The sequence below is a fragment of the Mesorhizobium sp. 43Arga genome, from assembly GCF_053714255.1.
Genome location: NZ_JBSKBO010000009.1, coordinates 196,468 through 220,074 on the forward strand (window position 1 = coordinate 196,468; position 23,607 = coordinate 220,074).

Genomic DNA, 23,607 nt, shown 5'->3' on the forward strand with positions numbered 1-23,607 from the left:
CGGCTTCTTCCACGGGTCCCTCACACAGCCCGTAGGAGCTTTGCCGACGACATTTGCCGAGCGCGGCTATTTCTGCTTGCCTGCCTTGGCGTAGGCTTCGGCGAAATAGGCGAGGAAGACATCCAGCATGCCGTTTTCGTGCTTGTCCTCCATCGTCCGCCACGTTGCGACGAGCGCATCCCAGGCCTGGCTTTTCCTGGATGAAAAGGAAGCAGGCGGGATTCTTTTGGCGATCGCCTCCGGCGACAGGTCGTCGAGCAGCCTCGAGAGCGCGGCCTGCATGGCGGCGTAGGTTGCGATTTCGTGGGTCTTCAGGTCGCGGAATGCATCCTCGATGCTGTGCCTGGCATCGAGATAGCCGGCCCGGCGCTTGGCAAACATGATCTCGAGTATGTCGTCGGTGCCCGGCACGAATTTCAGTGGGTTGTTGTCCTCGGCGCCGATCATCGTGCGGTGCGCGCTCTTGGCGAGCACCTTGGCCGCCGCGCGCGCCTTGAGCAGCAAGGACAGTTGCTCGACCGTAGCTCTCAACACCGCACCGATCTCGGCAGCGACGTCATGCGGGTCGCGCGACTGCAGCAACTCAGGCGACAGGCCGGCCGCCCTGGCGATGTCGCGCAGTACCTCGTCCGCTTCCACTGGCTGCTTGGCCGGGACATTCGGGCTGGGCTGCAGCGCCGAAGACGTCGAAACAGGCATTACTTCGGCCGGGCGCTGCTCCGCCGGATTGTGGAGCAATGCGCTGCCGGGTTCCAGCGGCGTTCCCGTCGAGGGCGGCAACTCGCGTTGCGTCGAACCGGTCCTGGTTTGCGGATGACCGGTGGCAACGTGCTCTTCGTCGACCGAAACGGCGACGACATAACGGCCGATCAGCAGCCGGTCGCCTTGGGCCAGCCGATGCGGCGCATTCATGCGCTGGCGAGACCCGTTGACGAAAGTGCCGTTGCGCGAGACGTCATGAAGCCAGAACGAGCCCGCCTGATAGCGGACTTCGCAATGCCGGCCCGAGATGAACTTGTCGGGATCGGACAGCGTCCACTCGCAATTTTCGCGCCCGATTTCGAAGCTGCGGTCGCGGGCAGCATAGCTCGTCGCGATGCCTGGCGGCAGCCTGTCAACATTGCTGATCTGGAGTGAAATGAACATGCGGAGCCTGGTAAACCTGAAATCCTAGTCATTCTAGCACCTTACCAGCGCAGTGGGAGAGGTGCGCCTCACATGAATGCACGCTACGGTTTAGACATTGCTTCTGTTTGGCCTCCATCAAACATATGCTAGGCTTGCAGCGGTCCGATGCGGTGAATTCGAATACCTTCCGAACGTGTTGCAATTTACGGAGCGGGGGCTTCAATCCATCACACTGGCGGCCGCGTCCAGGAGGGGCACGCCCCATGCCGAACGAACGTGCCACGATTGTACACACGCCCGTCGGTGGCGATGTGCTGACCTTCACCCATCTCGTCGGTCGCGATGAGATCAGCCGAAGTTTTGCCTATACTGTCGGGTTCGTCAGCAAGAGTCGTGACGTCGATCCGCTGAAGATGCTGGGCGGCGTGGTTTCGGTCGAAGGTGAATCCGATCCAAAGCGTTGGTTCAGCGGCCTGGTGTCGGATTTCAAGCTTACGCGCATAGAGGACCGGCTGGCCTATTACGAGGCCACCGTCAGGCCATGGCTCTGGTTCCTCGGCAACACCACCGACTGCCGCATTTTCCAGAACATGACCGCTGTAGAGATCGTCGAAAAGATCTTTGCGAAATACGGCATCGCAAAATTCGAGAAGCGGCTGCAGGGCTCCTACCCGTCGCGCGAATACTGTGTGCAGTATGACGAGAGTGACCTCGATTTCGTGCAGCGGTTGTTCGAGCACGAAGGCATCTTCTATTTCTTCGAGCATGATGAGGACAAGCATACGCTGGTGCTGTGCGATGCGATGAGCAAGCTGAAGCCGGCTCCAGGCTACGAGAAGGTACTTTATAATTCCGAGGGCTATGGCTCGCGACGCGACGTCGAATACATCACCGAGTGGATCCCGGGCAGTGCGGTGCGGCCGGGCGCCTACGCCCATACGGACTATGATTTCGAGAAGCCCGGCGCCGATCTGATGGCGAAGTCCGCCCAGCCTTTCAGCCACAAGGAGGCTTCGGGCGAAAACTACCGCCAGCCCGGAGCGCATCTCGATGTCGGGCGCGGCGACACGATTGCAGGGCTCCGCCGCGAGGAACTTCAGGCAGTACATCAGCGCAACACCGCCGTCGGTACGGTGCGTGGCCTTTTTTCCGGCTGCAAGTTCACGCTCGAAAGCTTTCCGCGCGACGACCAGAATACGGAATATCTGGTTGTGAGCGCCGAATACCGCCTGTTCGATCCGGGCTACCGGACCCAGAACGAGGCCCACAGCGAGAATTTCAAGGTGGTGCTGGGCGTAGCGCCGACGAAATTGCCCTATCGGCCACCGCGCATCACGCCAAGACCGATCATGCGCGGCCCGCAGACGGCAACGGTGGTCGGACCTTCGGGAGAGGAGATATTCACCGACAAATACGCGCGGGTGAAGGTGCAGTTCCACTGGGACCGCCTCGGCAAGAAGGATCAGAACTCGTCCTGCTTCGTGCGCGTGTCTCAGACCTGGGCCGGCAGCGGCTGGGGCTTCATCCAGATCCCGCGCATCGGCCAGGAGGTCATCGTCGATTTCATCGAGGGCGATCCGGACCTGCCGCTCATCACCGGCCGCGTCTACAATGCCTCCGAGATGCCGCCTTACGCGCTGCCGGGCAACGCCACGCAATCGGGCTGGAAGTCCAATTCCTCGAAAGGCGGTGGCGGTTACAACGAGCTGATGTTCGAGGACAAGGCCGGTTCCGAACTGGTCAATTTCCAGGCGCAGAAGGACCACCATCTGCTGATCAAGCACGACCGCAACAAGACGGTGCAGCACGACCAGTCCGACCGCATCGACCACGACGCCAAGCACTCCGTCGGCCATAACCTCGATGAAGACGTCGGCAACAACAAGACCGTCAAGGTCGGCGTCGACCAGACGACGAACATCGGGTCGAACGATACTGAGACCGTGGGCGCGAACCGGTCGTTGACCGTCCAGGCGAACGAGACAATCCACGTCGTCGCCAATTCGACCGAAAACATCGACGCCAACCATTCGCAGACCGTGGGACTGGTTCAGACGGTCACTGTGGGCGCGGCGCGCGTCGATACGGTTGGGGCTGCCGAGACCCGAACTGTGGGCGGCGTTCAGACCAACACCATTGGTGCAGCCCGCTCGGTCACGGTCGGCATCAGCCAGAGCCACGATATTGGCGCGTCGGACAGTTGGAACGTCGGAACAAGCCAAAGCATACAGATCGGGTCTGATCAGGGCGTCAAGATCGGCGGGGCCCAGGACACGCAGATCAGCAAAACGCATATTATCAAGGTCGGCGAGGATGCCTCAACTCAAGTTAATGGGGCGCACGAGCTCAAGATCGGGAAAAAGAGCCTTATCCAGGTCGGCGAGGACGCGGGCATGGTGGTCGGCAAGAACCTGACCATCGAGGCCAAGGAGTCCGTCACGATCAAAACAGGAAGTGCCGAAATTATTATGAAAAAGGATGGGACGATCACGATCAAGGGCAAAGACATCACCATCAAGGGGTCAGGAAAGATAGACGTCAATGCTTCGAGCGACATCATCATGAAAGGCTCGGAGATAAAGCAGAACTGAGGACGCACCCATGAACGATATTGACGAACGGATTGATGGAGTGGTGATTGGTTTGCTGCTTGGATTCGACCAAGGAGCGCCACTCGTGGTGTTTCCCGGGAATCGGGAGGAGGTAGCCCTGCAGGCGCGAAGTCTGACCGAACTGTCGTCTGACATGATCGGGTCAGAAGTCGCACTGCTGTTCGAAAATGCCGATCCGCTGAAACCGCTGATCGTGGGGCGCATTGTCGATCCTGCAAAACGACCGACAAACAGCCGGGACAACAGTCATGTAGTGCGCGACGGTGAAACGGTAAAAATCAGTTCGAGCGAGCGGCTTGAGCTGAGGTGCGGCAAGTCGGTCATCATTATGGAAAAGGATGGCCATCTCACCATACGAGGCACCAACCTGGTCAGCCACGCCAGCGCCTCCAACCGTATCCGTGGCGGCTCCGTGAATCTGAACTGATGCCCAAGCCGCCGATACTCGAACACATCGTACGTCAGCACGCGGAAATGGCGGCCTTCCTCTGGACGGTCTACGACCACCATCTACTGCATCCCGGCGAAAACCCAGAAATGGACGAGGAGCGCGTGGAGCGGCTCATGGAGCGGCTTGAAGCACATCTGCTTGGCCTGCGCATTGCGGGTGTCGAAGGCAAGCGTATCGCAAAGGAGCGTTTCGACGAATTTTCGGAAGCTGGGGAGCTTTTTGTGGTCCGGATGCTGGAAGCGACCAGTCCTCTCCCTCTCAAGCAGTTGAACCTCGACCAGGTGCGCAAATACCTGGCTGCCAAGTTGCCAGCGGCCGATATCTGAAGAATTTCTATATGACCTTCCCGCTGCTACTTACGACAAAGTGTAAGTAACTTCGCCCCAATCGTCTTCATCCAGCTTGTAGATTTGATGCGGGGCGAACGCGGCCAGGAATCCGGCATAGCTCGAAACGTTTATGAAACTTTCGTCAACGCTAGGCAGCGACGGTTCGAACGGCTCCATCTCGCCGGTCCACCGGAAAAGTGTGCCGTCGAAGTACACAAGGATCCCTTGTTCTGTTCTTTTTATATCCCAAAACGACTTCTTCTTGCCGAACGCGAATACGTCGTTGAATTCCTGGAAATCGGGTGTCGAGACAATGCGTCCATTGGTTGTGAAAATCTCGATGGATCTGCCTGCCTCCAGCATCTCGACGACAGTTCCGGGATGATCAAAGTCCGCTTGGCTCCACGAACCGTCGTATGCCCCAACCACAGCTTTATCCGGTACCTTCGCCGCCAAGATGGCACGCGCGAGACGCCGGCCATCGCCGGCTTGGCTCGCAGCATCAATCTCCGCTGTGCTCCTGAAACGCTTCGTCTCCGTTCCGCCAAAATACAGTCGGCCTTTGTGTGCAACGGCGCAGAAGTAGACCAGGTTTGTTGACCCGTCATCGCTGCCTTTCGGGCCCGCGAGAAATCTCCAGCCCTCCGAAGGCGTCCGCATGTAGACTTGCCCCCCATAGCCGAGCGCCAACAGTCGATTGCCGATCTGCAGTATCTTTGTCATGCGGCCGAACTTCATCGCATCCTCGGAGGCGAATCCGGCTCCGGGTATCTGCTCACGTTGACTGACGGCTTCGAAGAAATACACCACTTTTCCCTCTCCAGTCAGTCCAACGGCTTGGGCTTCGAAGGGCGGCTGCAAGGCCGTGAAAGAGATCAGGTCCGCGACCTCCTCTCGAGGCCGAAGCACAACCGAACCATCGGCAACGCGACCGGAGGCGACGAGCCGGTCATCGTCTTCTCCCGCCGTCGCTTTGAACAGGATGTAGAGGGTCCTGTCCACGCACACGACACCTCCTGTAATCTCTGGTTTTCGCCTCATTGGTTGCTCAATACTCCCTTGGCATCGATCTCATGCCGTTGGCAGATGCTGCCTGTTCAGCACGCCCTTGGCGGCAGGACTCATATTGCTGGAACTCTTCTCCGCACGAGCATACTTGTCCTTGATTGGCTCTGTTTGCTCGGTCACCTTTTCACACGCCACTTCAAAGCAGTCTGCGGACACAGGATCATCGACCAGTTCAGCAAGAGCAGCCAAACATTGGTCTCTTATTTTATCTACCTTCTCGACGCCGCGCGGGTTGGCTCTTGTTGTGACTTGCTCGCCGAGTTCGGTCAAAGCATTGTCCAGGTGATGGTGCACCGTGACGTCCTCGCCTGTCGGCGGCCGAGCCGCCGAGTGGTTCACGCGAGGGATGCAGATGCAAATGCCTTGGTCCCTGCTGGGAAACGGCGGGTTCGCCATTCGATCTTCGCTATTGACGCGAAAACAGCGGTCCGGAACGATATGGTGAGCTTGGTGAGCTACACCTTGCGTACCCGGCTTAGCCAACGGATCAGTAGGGTCCTTTTTCGCGTTACACTTTTCGTGAATGTCCTCGAAGCTGCCGACCATGCAGTCTTCATCGCCAGGAATTCCGAATGCCGGCTTTCCAACGATCACCATTGGGGGCGCATCGCCGGGATCGGTCCCGTGATTGCTGGTGGCCATGTCGCCGAGTCGAACGACACCCTTACTCTCGACCTTGACGTCTGACGACCAGCCGTGTGCGTAGACCTTGCCGGTATTTTTTGAGGTGATTATTCCTTTTTTTGCCGCCGCCCCGGCCTCATCGCCGCTGCATTTGCTGTAGCAGCTACTATTTTCCTGGCTGATGGGCTTGTTGCCAATCTTCACGGTTCCGCTACCCGACGTCAGATCGGAATCGACCCCGAAATCAGGGTACGGGACGGGCACGCCCGGCGGGGTTGCCGGATTCTCGGGCGGGGTGAAACATGTGTCGGGGAAATCTGCAATGACCTTGCAGCCTTGCGCCTCTGCCGAAATCTCTCGCCCGTTCGCGAAGACAGTCATCTTGCCTCCACCACGGCAGCGCCGCATGCGCCATCATCGCCCGAGGCCTCGATCAGGATCGGCCCCGATGGCGCGTAGCCACCTTGTATCGCCGACAGCGCCCACCCCAGCATCACCGGGACAGCGGCCGCCCCGACATTCCCCAAGCTCGCGCCCAGCGCCCATATTGGCCGCACCTCCGAGTGCTCGCGTTGTGTGCGCAGCATGGCGAGGGCACATTGCTGGAACCAGTACGTTTCGCCGACGAAATCTCCCATCTTGAGAATGATATCTGAATGGAGGCGCCCTGACCCAGCAAACGCTTCCTTGTAAGCGGTTGTCATTGCTTCCCCTCGGAAGGGAATATCCATCTCGTTGTAAATATGAGCTTCTTCACGTGCCAGGCCGAGCCCTGTGAGATGCATGGTGCCGCCTGTGCGCGCGCAGAGAATCGCAGCAGCGGCCTCCCCCGGAATGAAGCCGTTCGAGTTTTGTGGCGTGAGCAACCGCTCACGGGCTAGATAATGGTTGATGGTTTGGGAGGTCAGATAGCTGTCCACCCCGACAATTATCACAAAAGGAGCAGTATTGGAGGCGAGCAGGCGACGGGCTGCCTCTAACGCAACGTGGCCGGACGGACGGCCATGCGCGACGACGCGCGCGGCAATGGGACCAACGATATCTGTGATCTGCTCGATCTGGGTAAGCAGGTGCCGGCTGTCAGGCGCCGGACGTCCGGGACGGTCCTCTTCAGCCAGGCAAAGAACGAGGGCCGTCCTGCCCCGGGCCTCGGGCATCGCGTCGAACGCTTCGACAATTGCTGCGGCGGCCATATGAGCGAGGCGCTTTGCGCCCATCCAGTTGCGCGGCAGCGGCACGGGCGCACCGATCAGCCACTCGCCGGCGGCGCCAAGGAAACGCGTTTCCTGGAAACCGTCGAGACGGGCGCGCATCGCGGCGCAACTTGATGGCGCGTCGAGGCCGACTGCCGTCACCATGCCCGCCGAGACGATGTCGAGGTCAGCGTCCATTCATGCGGCCTCGTCTTCTTCATCGCGAAGCGGAGTGTTGAACTTGCGGATGTAACGTTTGCGCTTGGCATAGGCGCGTTGCATGCCGGGTGTTGGCGGCCCGATCCAGCATTCCGAAAAATCGAGGATCGTGCGCTGGAGGCGCTGCTGCACCCGCCAGACGAGCGAAAACCGCCGCCTCTCCGGATCGAACAGCACCGTATCCGGCAGAAGCTCGCCCACGAACGCTTTTTCGCGACCTTTGAACAGCGTCAGCGGCAACGCTGTCGTTGGCATGCGGAAACTTTCCCTGCCTGCCGGAGTCAAATTTATCAGCTGCACGTCCTCGCCGCCCCTTGGATGGTCGATCTGCTGGTCCGGTGGCGCCATTTGGAAATAGCGTTCATCGAAATCCGGCGGCAGGAACGGAAAAATATTGTCGATCCAGTTCTGGTCGTAGGTGCCGCCATATTCGATGCGTCCCGGCCAGCCGCGCCCCATCGGCCCGAAACTCATCGGCCTGTAGTCGCCAAAGGGTGAGCGCACGTCCTCGCCGACCGCCTGCGTGTTGGGCAGGCGCAGGCCTGGGACCAGGCGCTGGTTCTTGGTGCGCGACCATCCGGTTCCGACCGGGTTGTATTTATAGCTGGCGGGAAGCTTGTCCTCTGGATCCAGCCTGTCGACGCCACCCCAGGCAACGTCATAGGAGATAGGCAGTTTCAGGAAGGGTTGCGGCGCGGTCGCGGTAAAGACCGGACCGATGGAGCGCCATTCCCGATGGCCGACGACCTCGAACAGTTTCGACCAATTTCCAACCTTGATGCCGACCGGAACCCGCTCCACCGGGCGCCCACCCGGTGCGTAGGCGAAGCCATTGGCGACCACATCGCAGCGCGGCTTGCGGAAGGCGAAGTCTGTCTCCCACAGTGTCGCCGAATAGCCCGGCACGCCGGTCTGGGTGTCGGCCATGACCAGTGGCGCCTGCTCGGTCGATTTCTGCACCAGCCCGCCAGGCTTCGTCGGAAAATCGAAGGTGCCCTTGACCACGACCACGATCCATTCGTGGCCGGCCTTGTCCATGCCCATGGTGAACTGATGCGGATAGCCCATCTGGTTCCAGATCTGCATCAGCTGGTCTCCCAGCTTGCGGCGAAGATCTGCTCCAAGGTCGGCTGCGGCGCCTGCTGATCGACGTCGAAAATATCCGTGTGCGCCGTCCAGGCCACGAACTCGTCGATGAGATCGCCCTCGCCATCGATAAGCGGAACGGGCAGGGTGGCCAATGCCGTGTCGAGTTCATCGGGCGTCAACTCGCCTCGCTGCGCGGCCAAGGCGAAGGTTTCGATGCTTTCGAACCATGCATCCGCAAAAGCCAGCTTAAGGGGCGCCTCCGGGAGCCTTGCGACGACGCTCAATGGAAATTGCCGGCCGACCCTGTCGGCGCTTTGCAGTAGGATGCCGGCCGAGGCGCCGAAGGAACCAGGCCCACTGAGGAAACGCAACGCCATGCCCTGCGGCCAGGTTTCCATCCCGAACAGCGGCACGATGTGCTGCGCCAGCCAGCGGTCCCATATGCGCACGAAATCCGCCGGCAGCCGCCGGGTCACGAAATCGCCGGTGGCGGGCATCTTGCCATAGAAACCGGGCACTATCAGATCTGCGGCGGACATGTGAACTTCTTGAACATTTCGAGCGTGTAGGGGTTCTCGACGCTGGCGGCTTTGAGTTCGAAATCGGCCCACATCCCCTTCGTGCCGAGCCGCAGGCTGTAGACGTCGGTGAGCTTGGTCGCGGCGAAGCGGCCGCCGCGCAGCATTCTGAGCCACGCCCAGCTGCCGGTCTCGTTGAGCATCACTTCGGGAGAGCCGTCGACCGGCTGGAAGGCGAGCGAGATCACCCCGGTGCCATCCTTGCCGGGCCACGTCATCGGCTGCGGCCTGGTTGCGTTGTTATAGTAGACGAGGTTCTGGCCATCGAGGTTGAGCGTGACCCGCGTCACGTTGGGGGAGAGGTCCTTGGGTTCCAGCGTGAAGTTCATCACCGGGCCGGTACCGCCCGGAAACAGATCGTCGCGGATGTGCCTCGCCTGCTCGAACGCTGCGAGCGCCGCTGGGTCGAGGCCGAAATCGGCACGCCATTTCCACGGCTCGCTGGCGGTGTCGACATAGTTGATCAAATGGTCGTTGGTGAAGGCATCGATCAGGCCGGTCGGCCCGAACAGACGTTGAAAGTCGCGCACATTGACATCGACCGCGCTGTCCGGGCTGAATGGATAGCGGTTGCTGAGCGCCGCCTGGCAGAAAGGGAGTATGTCGGCCCGCCAGATGGCGTTCAGTTCGTTGGTCACGGCCTTCTGCGACAGGCCGCTGGTGTCGCCGGCAATGCCGCCCAGCCACTCGTTGATCGGCGAAGGCAGGATCTGCGCCTGCCTGGCGACCGCGCCCGTCAGTTCGGCCAGGCCGCCCTGCTTTTTGATCGCATCCTGCGGGTTGGGATTGGCGGTCACCGTCTGCAACACATTCGACAATGCCGTCAGCGCCACGACGGCGGCGTCGAGCGCCGGCGGCTGGCCGTCGACCTGGGCGATGGTGCCTTTGAGCGGCTTGAAATGATCGGCAACCAAGCTGCCGGTCATGTCCACCTGGTTGGCGGAGCCGGCGCGCGGCAGGAGCTTCGCGCCCGAGGTCACCACCTTACCCAGTTTGCCGAGTTTGCTGAGCAGCTTGGAGCCGGTCTTGGCGGCCGCGTCGGCCGGCGCATCGTCGGAGCGGGTGAGGTCGGTCTCCTGCACCACTGCCGTCAACAGGCGCTTCAGCGCGGAGTCGGCGCTGGAGAGATCCTTGAGGTTTTCGCTGGCGATGTTGAGATCGGTTAGCGGGGCAAGCCTCATGTCACGCAGGAAAGAGTCCCACTGGGCGATATAGTCGTCATAGTAGAGCTTCAAGATGTCCTGCGAGAGCGCCGAAACCGATGTCTCGGAATTCTCCGAGCAGCCGCCGGCGAACACCGCGCGATCGAGGGCCGCCTGTCCTGCTACATCCTCGACCCGATCGAGGATCGCGTTGTGGAAGCCGGCATAGGTGTAGGGGCCAGGAACACCGACTCGCAGCGTCTTGTCGGAGCGGCGCGCGAACACCTTGGCTCCGTTCGGCCCGGCGAAATTGGCCGGCACCCATTCCTTGAGGGCGGCTACTTCCGGGTCGGCCAGGAGCTGCTTGTAGGCGCGCTCCGGCAGCGAGATCGTGCATACAGTCTTCAGCGCCTCCGCGACCAGTGCCTTGTCCGGGGCGATGTAGCTGTCGTCGACGGCCATGCGGCGGATGGCGGCGAGCTGGTGCTCTTCGGCGTCGGTCGTGGGGAAAGGCGGAGCCGGCGCGAATTGCGGCAGGCTGTTCACCCACCAGTTCTGGACGAAATCGGTGTCCATCTGCGACAGGCCGGTCATCATCCGGTAGGTCTTCAGCGCGCCGAGCATGAAATCCGGATCGCGGATTTGCCGCCACATCGTGGCCTCGAGCAGGGCGACCATATGCGGCTCGAGCACGTTGCGCAGCGCATGGTCGTAGGTATCGGTCTGTGCGCGCAGCAGCTCCGGCGATGCGGTCGGGCCGAGCAGGTTATGGGCGGCGTCTGGCGGCGGCGTTCGGGCGGTCGCCACCGCGTCCATCGCCGCCAGCGCGCCATCCATGGTCGGCTGCTCGACCGCGGCGGGCGTGGCGGCGATTTGGGTCAGCGGCCCTTGCAGGGCTTCGAACTGGCCGGCCTGTTCAGTGATCGCATTGCGGTTGTCGAGGTAGGACCAGGTGAACAGCCCGCCGGCCAGCAGGGCCGCGAGCGCACAGGCGGCGGCGGCTCCGCGCCAGATCCAGGCGCGGCGGCGCTTCGCCAGCGGATCGAATGTGCCAAGGCCGGCCTCCTTGAAGATCACTTCGGTGAGAAGGTTCCTGAGGAAGAAGCTGCGCTTCTCGACGCGCGCCGCCGGCATGGCGCGGCGCGGCGGCAGCCCGAACGAAGATGATAACGCCGCGGTCAGGCGGTCGATGGGGGCTCCTTCCTGTGTCGCCGATGTCAGATAAAGGCCACGCAGCCACGCGGCCTCCTCGTAACGGCTTTCGCCGAACATCGCCTCGATCAGCACCTGGATCGGCCCGCAGAGGCTCGCCAACTGCGCCGGAAAGCGAAAGATCTCGGCGCGTGAGCCAAGCTTGTCTTCGTCCTCGAGGCGCGGCACCAGCCTTCGCTCCAGCTCGGTGCCAAGCCTGGCCAGTTCCGCCTGGATCAAGCCGGCGTTGACGCGGGCATCCAGCGCAAAGGTGGTTCCCCACACCTGCTCGCGCGCGCTCGTCGACAAGCCGCCGAAGAAGGCTTCGAACCCTTTGATCAGGTCGGCCTTCGTCAGCATCAGGTAAACAGGCAGACGAATCTCCAGTCGATCGTTGAGCTCCGCCAGCCGGCGGCGGATCTTGCGGCCGTGCGCCTTGATCGCCTCGTCGCCTTCCGAGAGCGCATCGATCGACAGCGCGACAATGACGCCGTTGAGCGCGCGGCGACCCCGGTGCTTTTTCAGAAGGTCGAGGAAGCCCAGCCATTCCGCGGCATCGACGTCCGGTTGGCTCTCCTGCTGGACGTAGCGGCCCGCTGTGTCGATCAGCACCGCGTTCTCGGAGAAAAACCAGTCGCAGTTGCGCGTGCCACCGACGCCCTGCAGATCATCGGTCAGATCGATCGGAAAATTGAGGCCCGACTGGCGTAACGCCGTGGTCTTGCCGGTGGCCGGAGGCCCGACGATCACATACCACGGCATCTCGCGCAGAAACTTCCGCCCGCCGAGCTTGCGCCGCTTGAGTTCGGCCATCACCTCGCTGAACTTCGCGCCGACGGCTGCAACGCTCTCCTCGCCGGGAGTGAGCTGCTTTTCGGCCACGGGTGCCGCGATCTCGGCGACGAACATGCGGTTGGCGCGGATCGCGCGCCGTTGCGCGATGATCAGCCAGATCAGCCACAGGATGATCAGCCCCGCGATGATGGCGATGCGCACATTGTCGGATTCGAATGGCGCGTACGGGCCGACCTGGACGATCGGGCCGAACACCCAGATCAAAAGCGAAAGCAGCGCAAGGCCGATCAGCGTCCAGAGAAAGCGCGAGGTGATGACCGCCCAGAGGAAGCGCAGGATGAACATCTCAGAGCCTTTTCTCGACCAGGACCTCGACGCGCCGGTTGAGCGCGCGGCCCTCGCGCGTCGAGTTGTCGGCCACCGGATCGGAGTCGGCGCGGCCTTCGGAATGGATGCGCTCCTGCGGCACGCCAGCCTGCACCAGGAGGTCCGCTATGGTTTGGGCGCGTGCCTCCGAGAGCCGCTGGTTGCTCGCGAGCGGATTGGACCGTTGCAGGCGCACATTGTCGGTATGGCCGACTATCGTGATGTTTCCGATAAGTTCCTGATTGGCGAGGATCACCTTGGCGATCGACTGGATCAGGGGCTCATAGCCTTGCGACAGCGTCGGCCGCGAAGATTGGAAGAGTTCCGGGTTGGAGGACTGGATGATCAGCTTGGCCAGCGAGACGCTCTCGGTGCCGCTGAGCGCGTCCTTGAGGCTCGCCGGCGCTTCGGCCTTGAACGCGGGCAGCAGCGCGAAATCGACCGGCTGTGGCGGTTCAGGTTCGGGCGCATCCTGCTTGGGCGCGGCGCGGGTAACGTCCGCGCGTGAGGCTGGCGGCAGCGTGCGCACGAGGGCGGAGAGTTCGACCGCCTGATTGCTCAAGCCCATCGACAGACCGATATAAACGAGAGCCGCGACGACAACCGCGGCAAGTGCCATCACCCAGATCGGAACGATGAAGCGCTGCGGCTCGTCGGAAGCGATCACGCCTTTCCAGTTCGGCGACAGCGGCGCGTCCTCGGCGTCCGCATTGCGCAGGAAGCGAGCCGCTGCCACACGCACGGCATTGAGCGAGCGGTCGCCGGCGCGGCCGGGCACCCGATACTTGCCGCGGAAGCCGAGCGCCAGGCAGTAATACTGAAGCTCAAGCATCTCGCGGTCACGGTTGGGATGGCGCTCCAGCTCGTCAAGGCGGGTGAAAAACTGGGTGCCGGCATCGACGTCACCACGCAGCATGACCACCAGCGGCTGGCGCGGCCAGGCGCTGGCGCCGCCCCACGGCGTGTTCAGCGCGAGGTCGTCGAGCAATGCCGCCACGGCCCAGGCCGCCTGGTCGGCGCGCTCCAGCGAAGAGCCCGCTGCCATCGCGGCGTCGCGCGCCTGAACCAACTCGTCGAGCAGGCGCGTGCGCATCGCTTCCGGGTTCTCCGGCGCCAGCGCGCTTTCGAGCTCCGGCGCGAATTCGAGCAACGGCGCGAAGATATTGATGAGCGTGTTGGGATGGGCGCGCGCCCTTTTGACCGGCGTGCCTGGTGCCAGCGGCGCCATCGGCCGTGGCGCGGCGCCCGCCAGCCTGATGCGTGTGCGTTCGCGATCCTCCGACAGTCCGAAAGGATCATCCCGGCTCATGGCCTCACCTGTTCACTGAGTAGCAGTCGACCTGCGGCTCGCTCGGCAGGACACCGGACACGCCGATGACGAAGCCGGGGGCGTCGAGCAACGAGGCCCAATGCTCGCTCTTCTGGTCAAGCTCCAGGCACAGCCGGTCGCCATCATAGGGAATCTCGCGTGGCTGCGAATGAAGCGGTTTCAGCGGAATGCCCGGCAGGCGCGACTTCCAAAGACCTTCGAACTGGTCAGCGGCGCCGACTGTCGCCTGGTTGACGAAGATCTTGCGCAGCGCGTCTTCCGACAGTTCCGATCCGACGCGGATGACGATGCGGCTGGCGACCAAGAGCTTCGGGTTGTCGATGCGTACTTTCCAGACATTGGTCGCGTGCCGCATGACCGGCAGCGCGCGCGATTTCGGCTCGATGTAGCGCAGGCTGAGGATGAGCGAGCGCAGGGCGTCGGCCAGCGCCATATAGGCGGGGCCGGGCGCCATGTGATCGTAGGCCGGCAATTCGCCGAGCCGCCGCGAGCTCGAGCCGTAGGTTGCCATCTCGCCGGCCAGTCCGGCCAGTTCGAGATAGAGTTCGGCCGGATGAAAGACATCCTGCGCCAGCATATGGGCAAGCCGCGGACGAGCGGCATTGGCGAGGTGCAGCATCAATAGGTCTTCGACGCTGCGGCCAGCACCGCCCATTACCATCTTGCCATGCGCTTCGGCGATCTGGTCGAGGCCGGTGACGACCTCCTGCAGCAATTGCCGGTACCAGTGGACCGCGCCGGTGATCAGCGTCGGCGGCAGGAACGTCTCATCGAGCGAGATGCCGCCGTCGGCGCGCACACCCTTTATGTCGGCGATCGGCAAGGCGGTATAACCGCCGACCGACTTGCCGGGCGCAAGCAGGGCGGCTTGCGGGCGGGCGATCTCGATCTCTTCCGCATCGGCACCGCTCTGGACGGCGTCGCGCACCGAAACGATCTTGCCGTGGTAGCGCGCGCCCGTCGATGCCGCATGCGCCGGATCGAACCCGACGCCACCGGGCGGCTCGAGCGGCAGTGCCACCAGCACCGGACCGGCGCCGGTGTCGGCCGTGACCGGCAGCGGCTTTGGCGCATCCATCAGTTCCGGGATGGAGAAAGGTGTGCCGTCCGGGAAAATGCCCCGGGCGGAGACGATCGAGACCTGGCCGGCATCGAGCAGCGACTGGTCGAGGGTCAGTTGCTGGAAGCCGAAAGTATGGAGTTGGCCGGCCTGCAATGCGCTGCGCACCATGCCCTCGAAGAACCGATCCTGCTGCTGGAAGTGCTGGGTCCTGAGAAACAGGCCCTCCGACCACAGCACCCTGTTTGCATCGCTCATGCCACTACTTTCTGCACACAACCATCCGCGGCCCTGTCGCTAGGCGGAAATGCCGCCCTTGCCGAGGCTGACATTGATAGTAAATTTCGACCCTGGCGATACCGATTTAGTCGTGCGCCAGTTGCGTCCGCCTGGCTCGCGGATCAGCGCCACGAAGCCGAGCGCCGTGGCGTTCGGCTCGACCGTGATGGTCTTGGCCGCCGTCTTGCCCGGCGCGACCGAGATCGTGTCGGAGCCGATGAGGTCGGCACCGAGCGCCGAGCCAGCGTCGCCCTGCAGCGCGAAATAGTCGGCCGAGTTGAACTTGCCGGTGCTGGCAAGCCGCATCACCAGTACCGTCACCGGCCGGTCGCCGCCGCCCGGTCCTGGATTCATACCGGCGCCCCCGGTGACGTTGACCGAGATAACCGATGGTTTCGGCGGGCCGCTCTGGCAAGCCGCAAGCAGCCCCGTGGCACCGAGGGCAACGACGAATTCGCGTCTGTCGATCATGTCCTACTCCTCCTCTTCGTATGCGTCCCTGAAGTCTGCGCCGATCTCGCCCAGGAAACTCGATTCCGCGCTCTGGGCGATGTCGCGATGGCGTTTCTGGTAGAGCTCCCACAGCTTGGCATTGCGTCCGCCGGAGAGCAGATTGCTGATGGCGGAATTGGACTTGAGCTCTTCCTCGATCGCGGCCGGATCGAAACGGTCGATCATGCGCCGAAGCGCCGCCTGAACGCCGCGCCAAGCGCGTACGTGATGCTGTGCAAGGTCCTTTACCGCGTCGTCGATCGCAGCCTCGCCGGAGAGAAAGCCCGGACTGCGTTCCGAGATGATGGTGACGATGACATCCTCTGCCGTCGGCAGGAATTTAAGCGGGTTGACCTCGGAAGCGCCGACCACCGTCTGGGCGACGCGCGCGCTTCCCTTCTCCTCGGCGCGCTTGCGCAGGAGTTGCATCAAGCCATCCAGCATCAGCCGGTATTCACGCCCGAATTTTTCCATTTCGGCGATCGGATCGCGGCCGGGAAAATCGGCCTCCTCGACGCCCATGCCGCGCAGGAACGCGGCACGAAGCGCCATGTCGCTGGGTGCGGCCTGCGCCGGGCGCGCCGCCCTGGGCGTTGGAGCGGCGCGTCGCGGCGGCGGTGGCTCGGCTGCCTGCACCGGCCCATCCCAGGGACGCCCCGCTCGCGGTTTTTCAGCCTGATGCTGCACACGTCCTGACGGGTCGGCGCCGTTTGCGAGAGGCGGGGTCGCGGCCGGGCCAAAGCTGAAATCGTCATCGAAACTGGCCGGCTTTGCCGCATGCCCGGACGCATCGTTGCGCGAAGGCATTTCGCCGAACCCGAACGGATCTGGCTGACCTGGAGCGCCGACATCACTGGATTGCGGCGTCGCCACCGGGTCGAGGCTGAACGGGTCGTCAAAGGCAGGCGAACTGCGTTGGTTCGATGGCCGATCATAAGCCCTGGCAACAGGCTGCTCGAACGGGTTCGGCAGGTCCGCCGGGCGTGGCGGACGTGGTTCTTCCTCGACCTTGGCCGAGAAGAAGTCGTCGCCGCCGATGCTGGCAGGCGTTCGCGCTCCCGGCGATGGCCACGCAGGCGCGGGATGGCCGGCGACAGGGGCTGGGCCAACCGACGTCCGGTTCGCTTTGGATTGAACCTCGACGTGGATCACATAATCACCCATGCGCAGCCTCATGCCGCTCTGCAGCCGCATCGACCTGCCGGGTCCCAGGGGGCTGTCGGAGTCATCGACGAACAATCCGCTGCTCGACGTGTCGGTGACGAAATAGCCGTCCCGGTCGCCGCTGATCTTGCAATGCGCGCGCGAGACGAACATGTCCGGGTCGTCGATCTGCCAGCCGGCATCGGCGCTGCGCCCGATCACCAATTCGCCCTCGTCCAACCGGGCCTGCCGGACCACTTGCGAGCGCGGGCTTTGTTCCAGCGTCAGCAGCAGGCTCATGCGGCCGCCTCCGCCATTTGAGGCCGCCAGCCGACGATGGTGTGCAATCTGAGGTCGTCGGCGTCACCCTTTTCCGCGGGACGTGCCAGCCAGGCCGTCCGGCCAAGCTGGACGGTCCCGACCCGTGGCGGTGGCACGGCGTCGCGCGCGAGCACGATGCGCAAATCGACGTCGAGCGTCTCGCCGATCATGTCGCGCACCGCCTTCTTGAACAGGCCAAGACGCCGTTCGCCGGGCAGGAACGACTTGAAGTCGTCGAGGCCCAGCGGGCCCACGCGCAATTCGATCCTGCTCTGGCGGCTGAAGACCCGCGGCCCAATCGTCGCGCCGCGTCCGAGGCCGGCATAGACCTTGCCGAGACGCGTCTGCAGTGCCGCCGGAATGGTGATCCAGGCGGCGACGAATTCCTTGATCTGCACCGGGACCTTGAAGGCGGTGGCGAGAAACAGCGTCAGCCGCTCCACGCCGTCGACCTGGTTGGCGAGCGACCCAGCCTGCCGCAGCCGCACAGTGTCGAGTTCGGGATCCTGCGTGCCGGGGAGACCGATCCCGGACATTGCCTCCATCATGGCGCGAACACGCCCGCCGACGGACCGCTCGACCTGCACCGCCGGATGCGCGTCAGCCCAGGCGCGATAGTAAAGGGCCATCATGCGGTGCTGCAGGATGTTGACGAAATCGACGAAGGTCGTGTCGCTGGTCTGCTCGGCATCGGCCCCGGTGAACCAGCGCTGCGACAGCCGGTCGAGCACCCAGCGTGTCAGATGCAATGGCATAGGTCCTTCCGGTCCAAGCAGCCCGAGATTGGCGACGGTCACCCGCGCGGGGATCTTGTCCCCGGCGTCCTGGAGCTTGACGACGTCGCGGGCCGAGAAGCTCAGGCGCACATGCTGGCCAAGTCTCGCCGGCTCGCGGTCGGCCGTTCCGGAATGGCCGAACAATCCACGGCGCTGCTCCAGGCGCCGCAGCAGCTCGAAAAAGTCGAAGCTCTCCAGCAACGGTTCGGCCGCAACCGGTGCGGATTCCGCTAGATCAGGTAGCGATTGCCGGGCGTCATCGGCCATGGCACATCCTCCTGCTTCTGCAGCAACCGTGTGCGGGTCCGCACAAATCCGTTTATCCCTGCATGGCGGGCGAACAGCCGCGAAAGCAGGGCCGAAAGCAGCAGCGAACTTTGACCCGCCAGCACGGACTGGTCGACATGCAGTGTCACTTCGGTGCCGCGTCCGAAACACATTGGCCCGTCGATCTGGAGCCGCTCGATCACCGGCCGTGAATCGATGCGCACGATCGAATGCACGTTGCGGGCGAGGCTGGGATCGCCGCGATCGGCATAGAGGTCGAGCAGGGCATGCAGCGGGTCGACGCCACGGCCTTCCTGGGCAAGGCTGAGGAAGTTGAGAGAGAGCTGCGCCACCAGCCGCCAGGCGAGATTGTCGGCGCGGGATTCGCCTGCCGCGCTGGCCGGGAGGGAAGCCGGGATTGCCGGCTGCGGCGCCCGCAGTGCTCCAAGCAAGCGCACCGTTTCGACCGGATCGGCCGTCTCCAGCGTCAGCGTCGGCGTGTCGTCCAGGATCGGCAGGTCGCGGTTGGTGCACAGCGCCGTGATGTCGAGACGCTTGAGCGGCCGGTTTGGCAAGCTTCCTGCGGGCCGCGAGACGGCGATAAAGACGTCGTCGCCCGTGTAGGAGGTGCGGGTCAGGCCCTCGCGCCGCTCGTCTTCGGTGGCTCGGCGCGGACGTCGCTCCGTCGAATAGACCCAGCCGCTGCCGCGGTTCTGCCCCAGGCTGAACAATTCGGGAATTGTCGCCTCGCCGCTCTCCGCATCGGCGTCCTCGACCCGGGTGACCCGGAAGATCTCGAAATCCCGCGCCCGGGTGCGGTCGGCGTGCAGCACCTGACGCGTTTTGCGCGGATCGATCTCGATGACGTTGCATTCGCGCTCGAAGAGATTGATGACCGGCGTCACGAACAGCTCGAAATCGGCAACCGTCACGTCGGCGAGCTCGGGCACCGGACGCCGGAACAGGAAGATGATTTCGATCCCCCCATCGCACTTGCGCACCACCGGCTGGAGGCCGGCGACCCGCACATAGTGGAAGCGCTCCGGGATCATGAAATATTCTCGCAGCAGCCGGTATCCCTCGAAGGTCGGACGGGTGCGCGGCATCAGCGCTTCGTCGTCGCGGATGCCGATCATTTCAGGCTCGGGCAGCGCCGTCAGCGGATTGGTCTTGCCTTCCGCCCGTGCGCCGAGAGCCGAGCAGGCACCGAAGATTGCGTCGAAGAGCAACGGCGCCCTGGCACGCCCGGCGAAATACAGGTCGAGACGGTCGAGCGACAGTTCGCTGAGCTTGCCTTTTCCCGTCCGGGCGAGGGTGACGCGAAACGCCGCCTCGCCGCGCGCGCCGCCGATCGGCGCGATTCCGGCGGCGGCGAGCGCGCTGCGGTCCTGGAAGTAGCTGACCGATGTGATAGCGATCGGCCAGAGCGTGACCTCCTGCGCGGTGGTGAAGGTCGAGCGCGTCGAAAGTCCTGGATTGAGGCCGGAGACCAGTCGCGTGCCGCGCGCGACGGCGTGGCCGGCAATCATCGACTGCACTTGTTGGCCGGGTTTGAGGACAGCCATTGCCGTCGCCGGCGCCGGCGTCACCAGATCCGGGTAAAGCACATCGAGCACGGCGCGCGAGAAGCGCGAGCGCTCCGCGTCGACCTTGAGACGGGTGCGCGCGGCCAGGAAGGCCACGCCGTCGAGCAGCCGTTCCACATACGGGTCGGGACATGGCACCGTGTCGAGGGAAAGATTACGGGCAACCGCCGGATGCATGTCGGCGAATTCCGCGGCCAACGCCCGGATATGGGTCAGTTCTTCTTCGTAATACTCCACGAAGACCCGATCCATCTCAGGTCTCCCGGAATTCGGTTCGTGCCAGGCCGTTGTCGAGATTGATCGTGGTGCGCAGCCGCATACGCTCCGGCGTCGGGGCCATGATCAGCACCGCGTCGATCTCGATCTTGAGGCCGACGTTCTTGTCGCCGAGCGTGACGTTGACGGTCGTGGCGCTCTCCTTCAGGCGCGGCTCGAAGGTGGCAAGCACCGCGCGGATTTCGCGCGCCAGCGCATCGCGGTCGAAATCCCGCGACGAGCGGCCGGAAAAGGACGGCACGCCATAATTGACAACGCTGCGGCGCACCTCGGGAAAGTCAGCCAGCGACGGCAGTTCGTCCAGAGGCTGTTCATGTTCGGCATCGGAGAGCATCGGTACGGATTCGAAGCGCTCGGTGTTGAACAGCGCCTCGATGTCGCGCCGCACGGCTTCTCTCAACACGCGTGCCGAAACCACCACGCCGCGGCTTTCGATCTCGGCGCGATGCTCGGTCTGGAAGACCAGCCGGTGCAGGCGCCGTTTCTGCTCGGGCGTGAGTTCGGCGTCGGCATCGATGGCGCGGGCGCTACCGGCAAGGAGAGCCTCGACGCGCTCGGCGCCGAGCTCCTCATCAAGCAGACGGCGCAGCCCATCGATCTCCGAGGCCAGCCCCGGCAAGTCGTTGACGAGGCGGTCCCAGAGCGACGGCTGGACCGCCTCGCGCTTTGCCCGCGAACTGCCGGCAAGCTGCGGCTTCGCGCCAGGCCGCTTGGCCTCACTTGCCGACATAGACATCCATTTCGATCTCGTCGTCTTTGTTGTAGACGAACTTGATCTTCTTGTAGGCGAAGCTGACTTCTTCCTCGATAAGATCGGCCTCGTCGGCGGCCTGCCGCATATCGTATTCCATCACCGAGGCGTCGGTGAGCGTCACGACCAGATAGTCGCTGGTCTCGCCGTCAATGGTTCGGCGAGCCGAAAACACCACCTCGTCGAGCGCCTTGTTCTCGAACAGTGCCTTCTTCAGATATGGCGACGACTTGTCGTAGTGCTTGGAGAATTTGATCATTCCCATCGACACACGGCCGCGTCGCGAAAGCGAATTCGGGTCGTAGGGCGCGATCATCTTGTAATCGACGCCATGCACTTCGATCTCGTCTTCATGGCCGTCGCGCTTGCTCGGGCCCTTGATGTCCGGAACTTTCAAAAAACCATCGATCTTCATTGAAGGAGCCTCGTCTCTCTCTGGCATTGTCTTTCTCCACCGCTTTCAAATGAAACAAGATGACTTCGCTGCGATTTCAGCCCTTCACTGACGGCAGTTCCGACACCAACCGGAGGGAGGCATTGATGCCTTCCAACTGGTAGTGCGGACGCAGGTAGAAACGGGCATTGTAGTAACCGGGTCGGCCTTCGACGCTGTCGACCTGAACCTCGGCCGCGGCAAGCGGCCGCTTGGCCCGCGCCTTGTCGTCGGCGAAGGCCGGATTGGCCAGCACGTACCGGTTGATCCATTCGGTCAACCAGATCTCCATATCGGTCCGTTCCTTGAACGATCCGATCTTGTCGCGCGCGATCGCCTTGAGATAATGCGCGAAACGCGACACCGGGAAGAGGTAGGGCAGATTGGCGCTCAGCCGTTCGTTCGACTGGGCGTCGGGGTCGACCAGGCGCCCGGCGCGCGTCTCGTCATCCTGAAGCGAGTGCGCGCCGATGAAGGCCGCGAGATCGGTGTTCTTGCGGTGCAAGATCGGCATCAGGCCGAGCTTCGCCAGTTCCGCCTCGCGCCGGTCGTCGATGGCGACCTCGGTCGGGCATTTCATTGCGATCGAACCGTCGTCCGTCGGGAATGCGTGCACCGGCAGGTTGAGCACCGTGCCGCCATTCTCGACGCCGCGGATTTGCGTTCCCCAGCCATAGAGCTTGTGGCTGCGGTTGATGTTTACACCCATCGGGAAGGCGGCGTTCATCCAGACATATTTGTTGTGGTCGCCGCCCACCTCTTCCTCGAAAGTGAAGCCCTTTACCGGAACCGTTTCCGAGCCGTAAGGCAGCCGTGCCAGCACGCGCGGCATGGTGAGCCCGATATAGCGGGCATCTTCGCTCTCGCGCAGCGATTGCCATGAGGCATAGGCCGGGTTGTTCACGATCATCTGCAGGTCTTGCGGGTTCGGCAGTTCCTGCCAGCTGTCCATGCGGAACAGCCGCGGCGAGGCAGCCGCGATGAATGGCGTATGAGCCGAGGCACAGACACCCGAGATGTTTCGCAGCAGGCCGACGTCGCGCGGATGGTTGGAGAACTCGTAGGCGCCGATGATGCAGCCGATCGGCTCACCGCCCAGCATCGAATACTCGTCCGTGTAGACTTTCTTGAAGATCGGGCTCTGGTCCCACATCTGGCCTTCATAGTCTTCGAGCGTGTCGGCCAACTGCTCCTTGGAGATGTTCATCACCCGGATCTTAAGCTTAGTGTCCGTCTCGGTGTTGTTGATGAGATACCAAAGGCCCCGCCAGGTGCCTTCCATCTCCCGCACTTCCGGGGCATGCAGGATCTCGTTGACCTGCGTCGTGAGCATCTTGTCGATACCCGCGATCAGCGACTTGATCGACTTGATCGCGTTGGACGAGATGGTCGTCGTCTCGGAACGGGATTGAGCGGCCAGCGCCAGGTTGCGCACCAACTGCTGCAGTTTCTCGCTGTCGTCCTTCTTGACCTTGAAATCCTTTTCAAGGAGGCCGCTGAATTCGCCAAGATCGATGGCTTCGGCCTCGGCGGTAGCGGCTGCGGTTTTTTGCTGTTCGGCCATGACTTACTCCTCGCCCTTGCCGTCAGACATCGCCTGGCTGGCGATCCTGCTCAGCAGCGGCTCGTTGTTCAGAAGCTGCGCGATGCGCTTTTCAGCGTCGACTCGGCCGTCCATGAAGCCCAGCAGTTCCTCGAGTTGCCGCCGCATCTTGAGGATCTCGGCCAGTTGCGGCACCTGCTCGGCGATCTTGTCCGGCGCGAAATCACCCATTTTGGAGAAGGTGAGATCGATCGCCAATTCCTCGTCCCGCTCGGCGCCTTCGGCTTGCGGCAACGTGTTCTTCACGCGCGCCTTCACGCGCGGTCCCATCGCTTCCATGAATTTGGGGAAGCGGTTGGCGTCGGTTTCGACGAAATTGCGGTCCAGAACCGACTTCGACGCCTCCTTGGTCTGCGAAGCGCCGGAAAGGTCGGCCATGACGGCCATGACGAACGGCAACTCGATCGTCGTGGGGCTGCCGTAGGTTTCGACATCGTAGGCGATCTGCACGCGCGGGGCGCGGTTTCTTTCGATGACCTTGGCTTTGCTCTCTGCTGGCATGCTG

20 protein-coding genes are annotated in these 23,607 nt (G+C 63.0%); 3 read left to right on the forward strand and 17 right to left on the reverse strand.

All coding sequences use genetic code 11. The features are described from left to right. Positions 1–66 precede the first annotated feature (66 nt). Positions 67–1,146, reverse strand: coding sequence for a type VI secretion system-associated FHA domain protein TagH (gene tagH / locus ACWGS8_RS27235; protein ID WP_454583814.1), 1,080 nt, complete (start codon positions 1,144–1,146; stop codon positions 67–69). A 245-nt stretch (positions 1,147–1,391) separates the two neighbouring features. Between tagH (ACWGS8_RS27235) and tssI the strand changes: the two genes are divergently transcribed. From tssI to ACWGS8_RS27250, 3 genes are read left to right on the forward strand one after another with little or no spacing between them, the layout of a single operon-like run. After that, positions 1,392–3,719, forward strand: a complete 2,328-nt coding sequence (tssI, locus tag ACWGS8_RS27240) for a type VI secretion system tip protein TssI/VgrG (RefSeq protein ID WP_454583815.1) — start codon at positions 1,392–1,394, stop codon at positions 3,717–3,719. A 10-nt stretch (positions 3,720–3,729) separates the two neighbouring features. Further along, positions 3,730–4,167 carry a DUF6484 domain-containing protein gene (locus tag ACWGS8_RS27245; RefSeq protein ID WP_454583816.1) on the forward strand — a complete coding sequence of 146 codons (438 nt, stop codon included), beginning with the start codon at positions 3,730–3,732 and terminating at the stop codon, positions 4,165–4,167. Beyond that, positions 4,167–4,517 (forward strand): hypothetical protein, encoded by a 351-nt coding sequence (locus ACWGS8_RS27250; RefSeq protein ID WP_454583817.1) that lies wholly within the window; start codon positions 4,167–4,169, stop codon positions 4,515–4,517. The genes ACWGS8_RS27245 and ACWGS8_RS27250 overlap by 1 nt, the downstream gene beginning before the upstream one ends. Positions 4,518–4,547: 30 nt before the next feature. On the opposite strand, the gene ACWGS8_RS27255 is transcribed toward ACWGS8_RS27250, so the two are convergent. From ACWGS8_RS27255 to tssB, 16 genes are all read right to left on the reverse strand, one after another. Next, positions 4,548–5,522 (reverse strand): hypothetical protein, encoded by a 975-nt coding sequence (locus ACWGS8_RS27255; RefSeq protein WP_454583818.1) that lies wholly within the window; start codon positions 5,520–5,522, stop codon positions 4,548–4,550. Positions 5,523–5,591: 69 nt separating this feature from the next. Then, entirely contained in the window at positions 5,592–6,593 is a 1,002-nt protein-coding gene (locus ACWGS8_RS27260) for a DUF4150 domain-containing protein (protein ID WP_454583819.1), read from the reverse strand. Then, on the reverse strand, positions 6,590–7,603 hold the full coding sequence (locus tag ACWGS8_RS27265; protein ID WP_454583820.1) for a beta-ketoacyl synthase N-terminal-like domain-containing protein: 1,014 nt from the start codon (positions 7,601–7,603) through the stop codon (positions 6,590–6,592). Before ACWGS8_RS27265 ends, ACWGS8_RS27260 begins: the two co-directional genes overlap by 4 nt. Beyond that, positions 7,604–8,710 carry a DUF2169 family type VI secretion system accessory protein gene (locus ACWGS8_RS27270; RefSeq protein ID WP_454583821.1) on the reverse strand — a complete coding sequence of 369 codons (1,107 nt, stop codon included), beginning with the start codon at positions 8,708–8,710 and terminating at the stop codon, positions 7,604–7,606. Next, entirely contained in the window at positions 8,710–9,252 is a 543-nt protein-coding gene (tagF, locus tag ACWGS8_RS27275; protein ID WP_454583822.1) for a type VI secretion system-associated protein TagF, read from the reverse strand. Before tagF ends, ACWGS8_RS27270 begins: the two co-directional genes overlap by 1 nt. Further along, positions 9,234–12,764 carry a type VI secretion system membrane subunit TssM gene (tssM, locus tag ACWGS8_RS27280; protein ID WP_454583823.1) on the reverse strand — a complete coding sequence of 1,177 codons (3,531 nt, stop codon included), beginning with the start codon at positions 12,762–12,764 and terminating at the stop codon, positions 9,234–9,236. The genes tagF and tssM overlap by 19 nt, the downstream gene beginning before the upstream one ends. A 1-nt stretch (position 12,765) precedes the next feature. Next, complete coding sequence (gene tssL, locus ACWGS8_RS27285) at positions 12,766–14,094, reverse strand: type VI secretion system protein TssL, long form (RefSeq protein ID WP_454583824.1); 1,329 nt, start codon at positions 14,092–14,094, stop codon at positions 12,766–12,768. 4 nt (positions 14,095–14,098) lie between these two features. Next, positions 14,099–15,433, reverse strand: a complete 1,335-nt coding sequence (gene tssK / locus ACWGS8_RS27290) for a type VI secretion system baseplate subunit TssK (protein WP_454583825.1) — start codon at positions 15,431–15,433, stop codon at positions 14,099–14,101. Between the two features lie 39 nt (positions 15,434–15,472). Next, a complete protein-coding gene (gene tssJ, locus ACWGS8_RS27295) occupies positions 15,473–15,925 on the reverse strand; it encodes a type VI secretion system lipoprotein TssJ (RefSeq protein ID WP_454583826.1) in 453 nt (150 codons plus the stop codon). 3 nt (positions 15,926–15,928) lie between these two features. Then, positions 15,929–17,389, reverse strand: a complete 1,461-nt coding sequence (gene tagH / locus ACWGS8_RS27300; RefSeq protein ID WP_454583827.1) for a type VI secretion system-associated FHA domain protein TagH — start codon at positions 17,387–17,389, stop codon at positions 15,929–15,931. Beyond that, entirely contained in the window at positions 17,386–18,453 is a 1,068-nt protein-coding gene (gene tssG / locus ACWGS8_RS27305; protein WP_454583828.1) for a type VI secretion system baseplate subunit TssG, read from the reverse strand. Before tssG ends, tagH (ACWGS8_RS27300) begins: the two co-directional genes overlap by 4 nt. Further along, positions 18,417–20,291 (reverse strand): type VI secretion system baseplate subunit TssF, encoded by a 1,875-nt coding sequence (gene tssF, locus ACWGS8_RS27310; protein ID WP_454583829.1) that lies wholly within the window; start codon positions 20,289–20,291, stop codon positions 18,417–18,419. The genes tssG and tssF overlap by 37 nt, the downstream gene beginning before the upstream one ends. A 1-nt stretch (position 20,292) precedes the next feature. Continuing rightward, on the reverse strand, positions 20,293–21,045 hold the full coding sequence (gene tssE, locus ACWGS8_RS27315) for a type VI secretion system baseplate subunit TssE (protein ID WP_454583915.1): 753 nt from the start codon (positions 21,043–21,045) through the stop codon (positions 20,293–20,295). Further along, positions 21,032–21,481 carry an Hcp family type VI secretion system effector gene (locus ACWGS8_RS27320; protein WP_454583916.1) on the reverse strand — a complete coding sequence of 150 codons (450 nt, stop codon included), beginning with the start codon at positions 21,479–21,481 and terminating at the stop codon, positions 21,032–21,034. The genes tssE and ACWGS8_RS27320 overlap by 14 nt, the downstream gene beginning before the upstream one ends. 76 nt (positions 21,482–21,557) lie before the next feature. Then, on the reverse strand, positions 21,558–23,063 hold the full coding sequence (gene tssC / locus ACWGS8_RS27325; RefSeq protein WP_010910844.1) for a type VI secretion system contractile sheath large subunit: 1,506 nt from the start codon (positions 23,061–23,063) through the stop codon (positions 21,558–21,560). Between the two features lie 3 nt (positions 23,064–23,066). Next, positions 23,067–23,603 carry a type VI secretion system contractile sheath small subunit gene (gene tssB, locus ACWGS8_RS27330; RefSeq protein WP_454583830.1) on the reverse strand — a complete coding sequence of 179 codons (537 nt, stop codon included), beginning with the start codon at positions 23,601–23,603 and terminating at the stop codon, positions 23,067–23,069. Positions 23,604–23,607 lie beyond the last annotated feature (4 nt).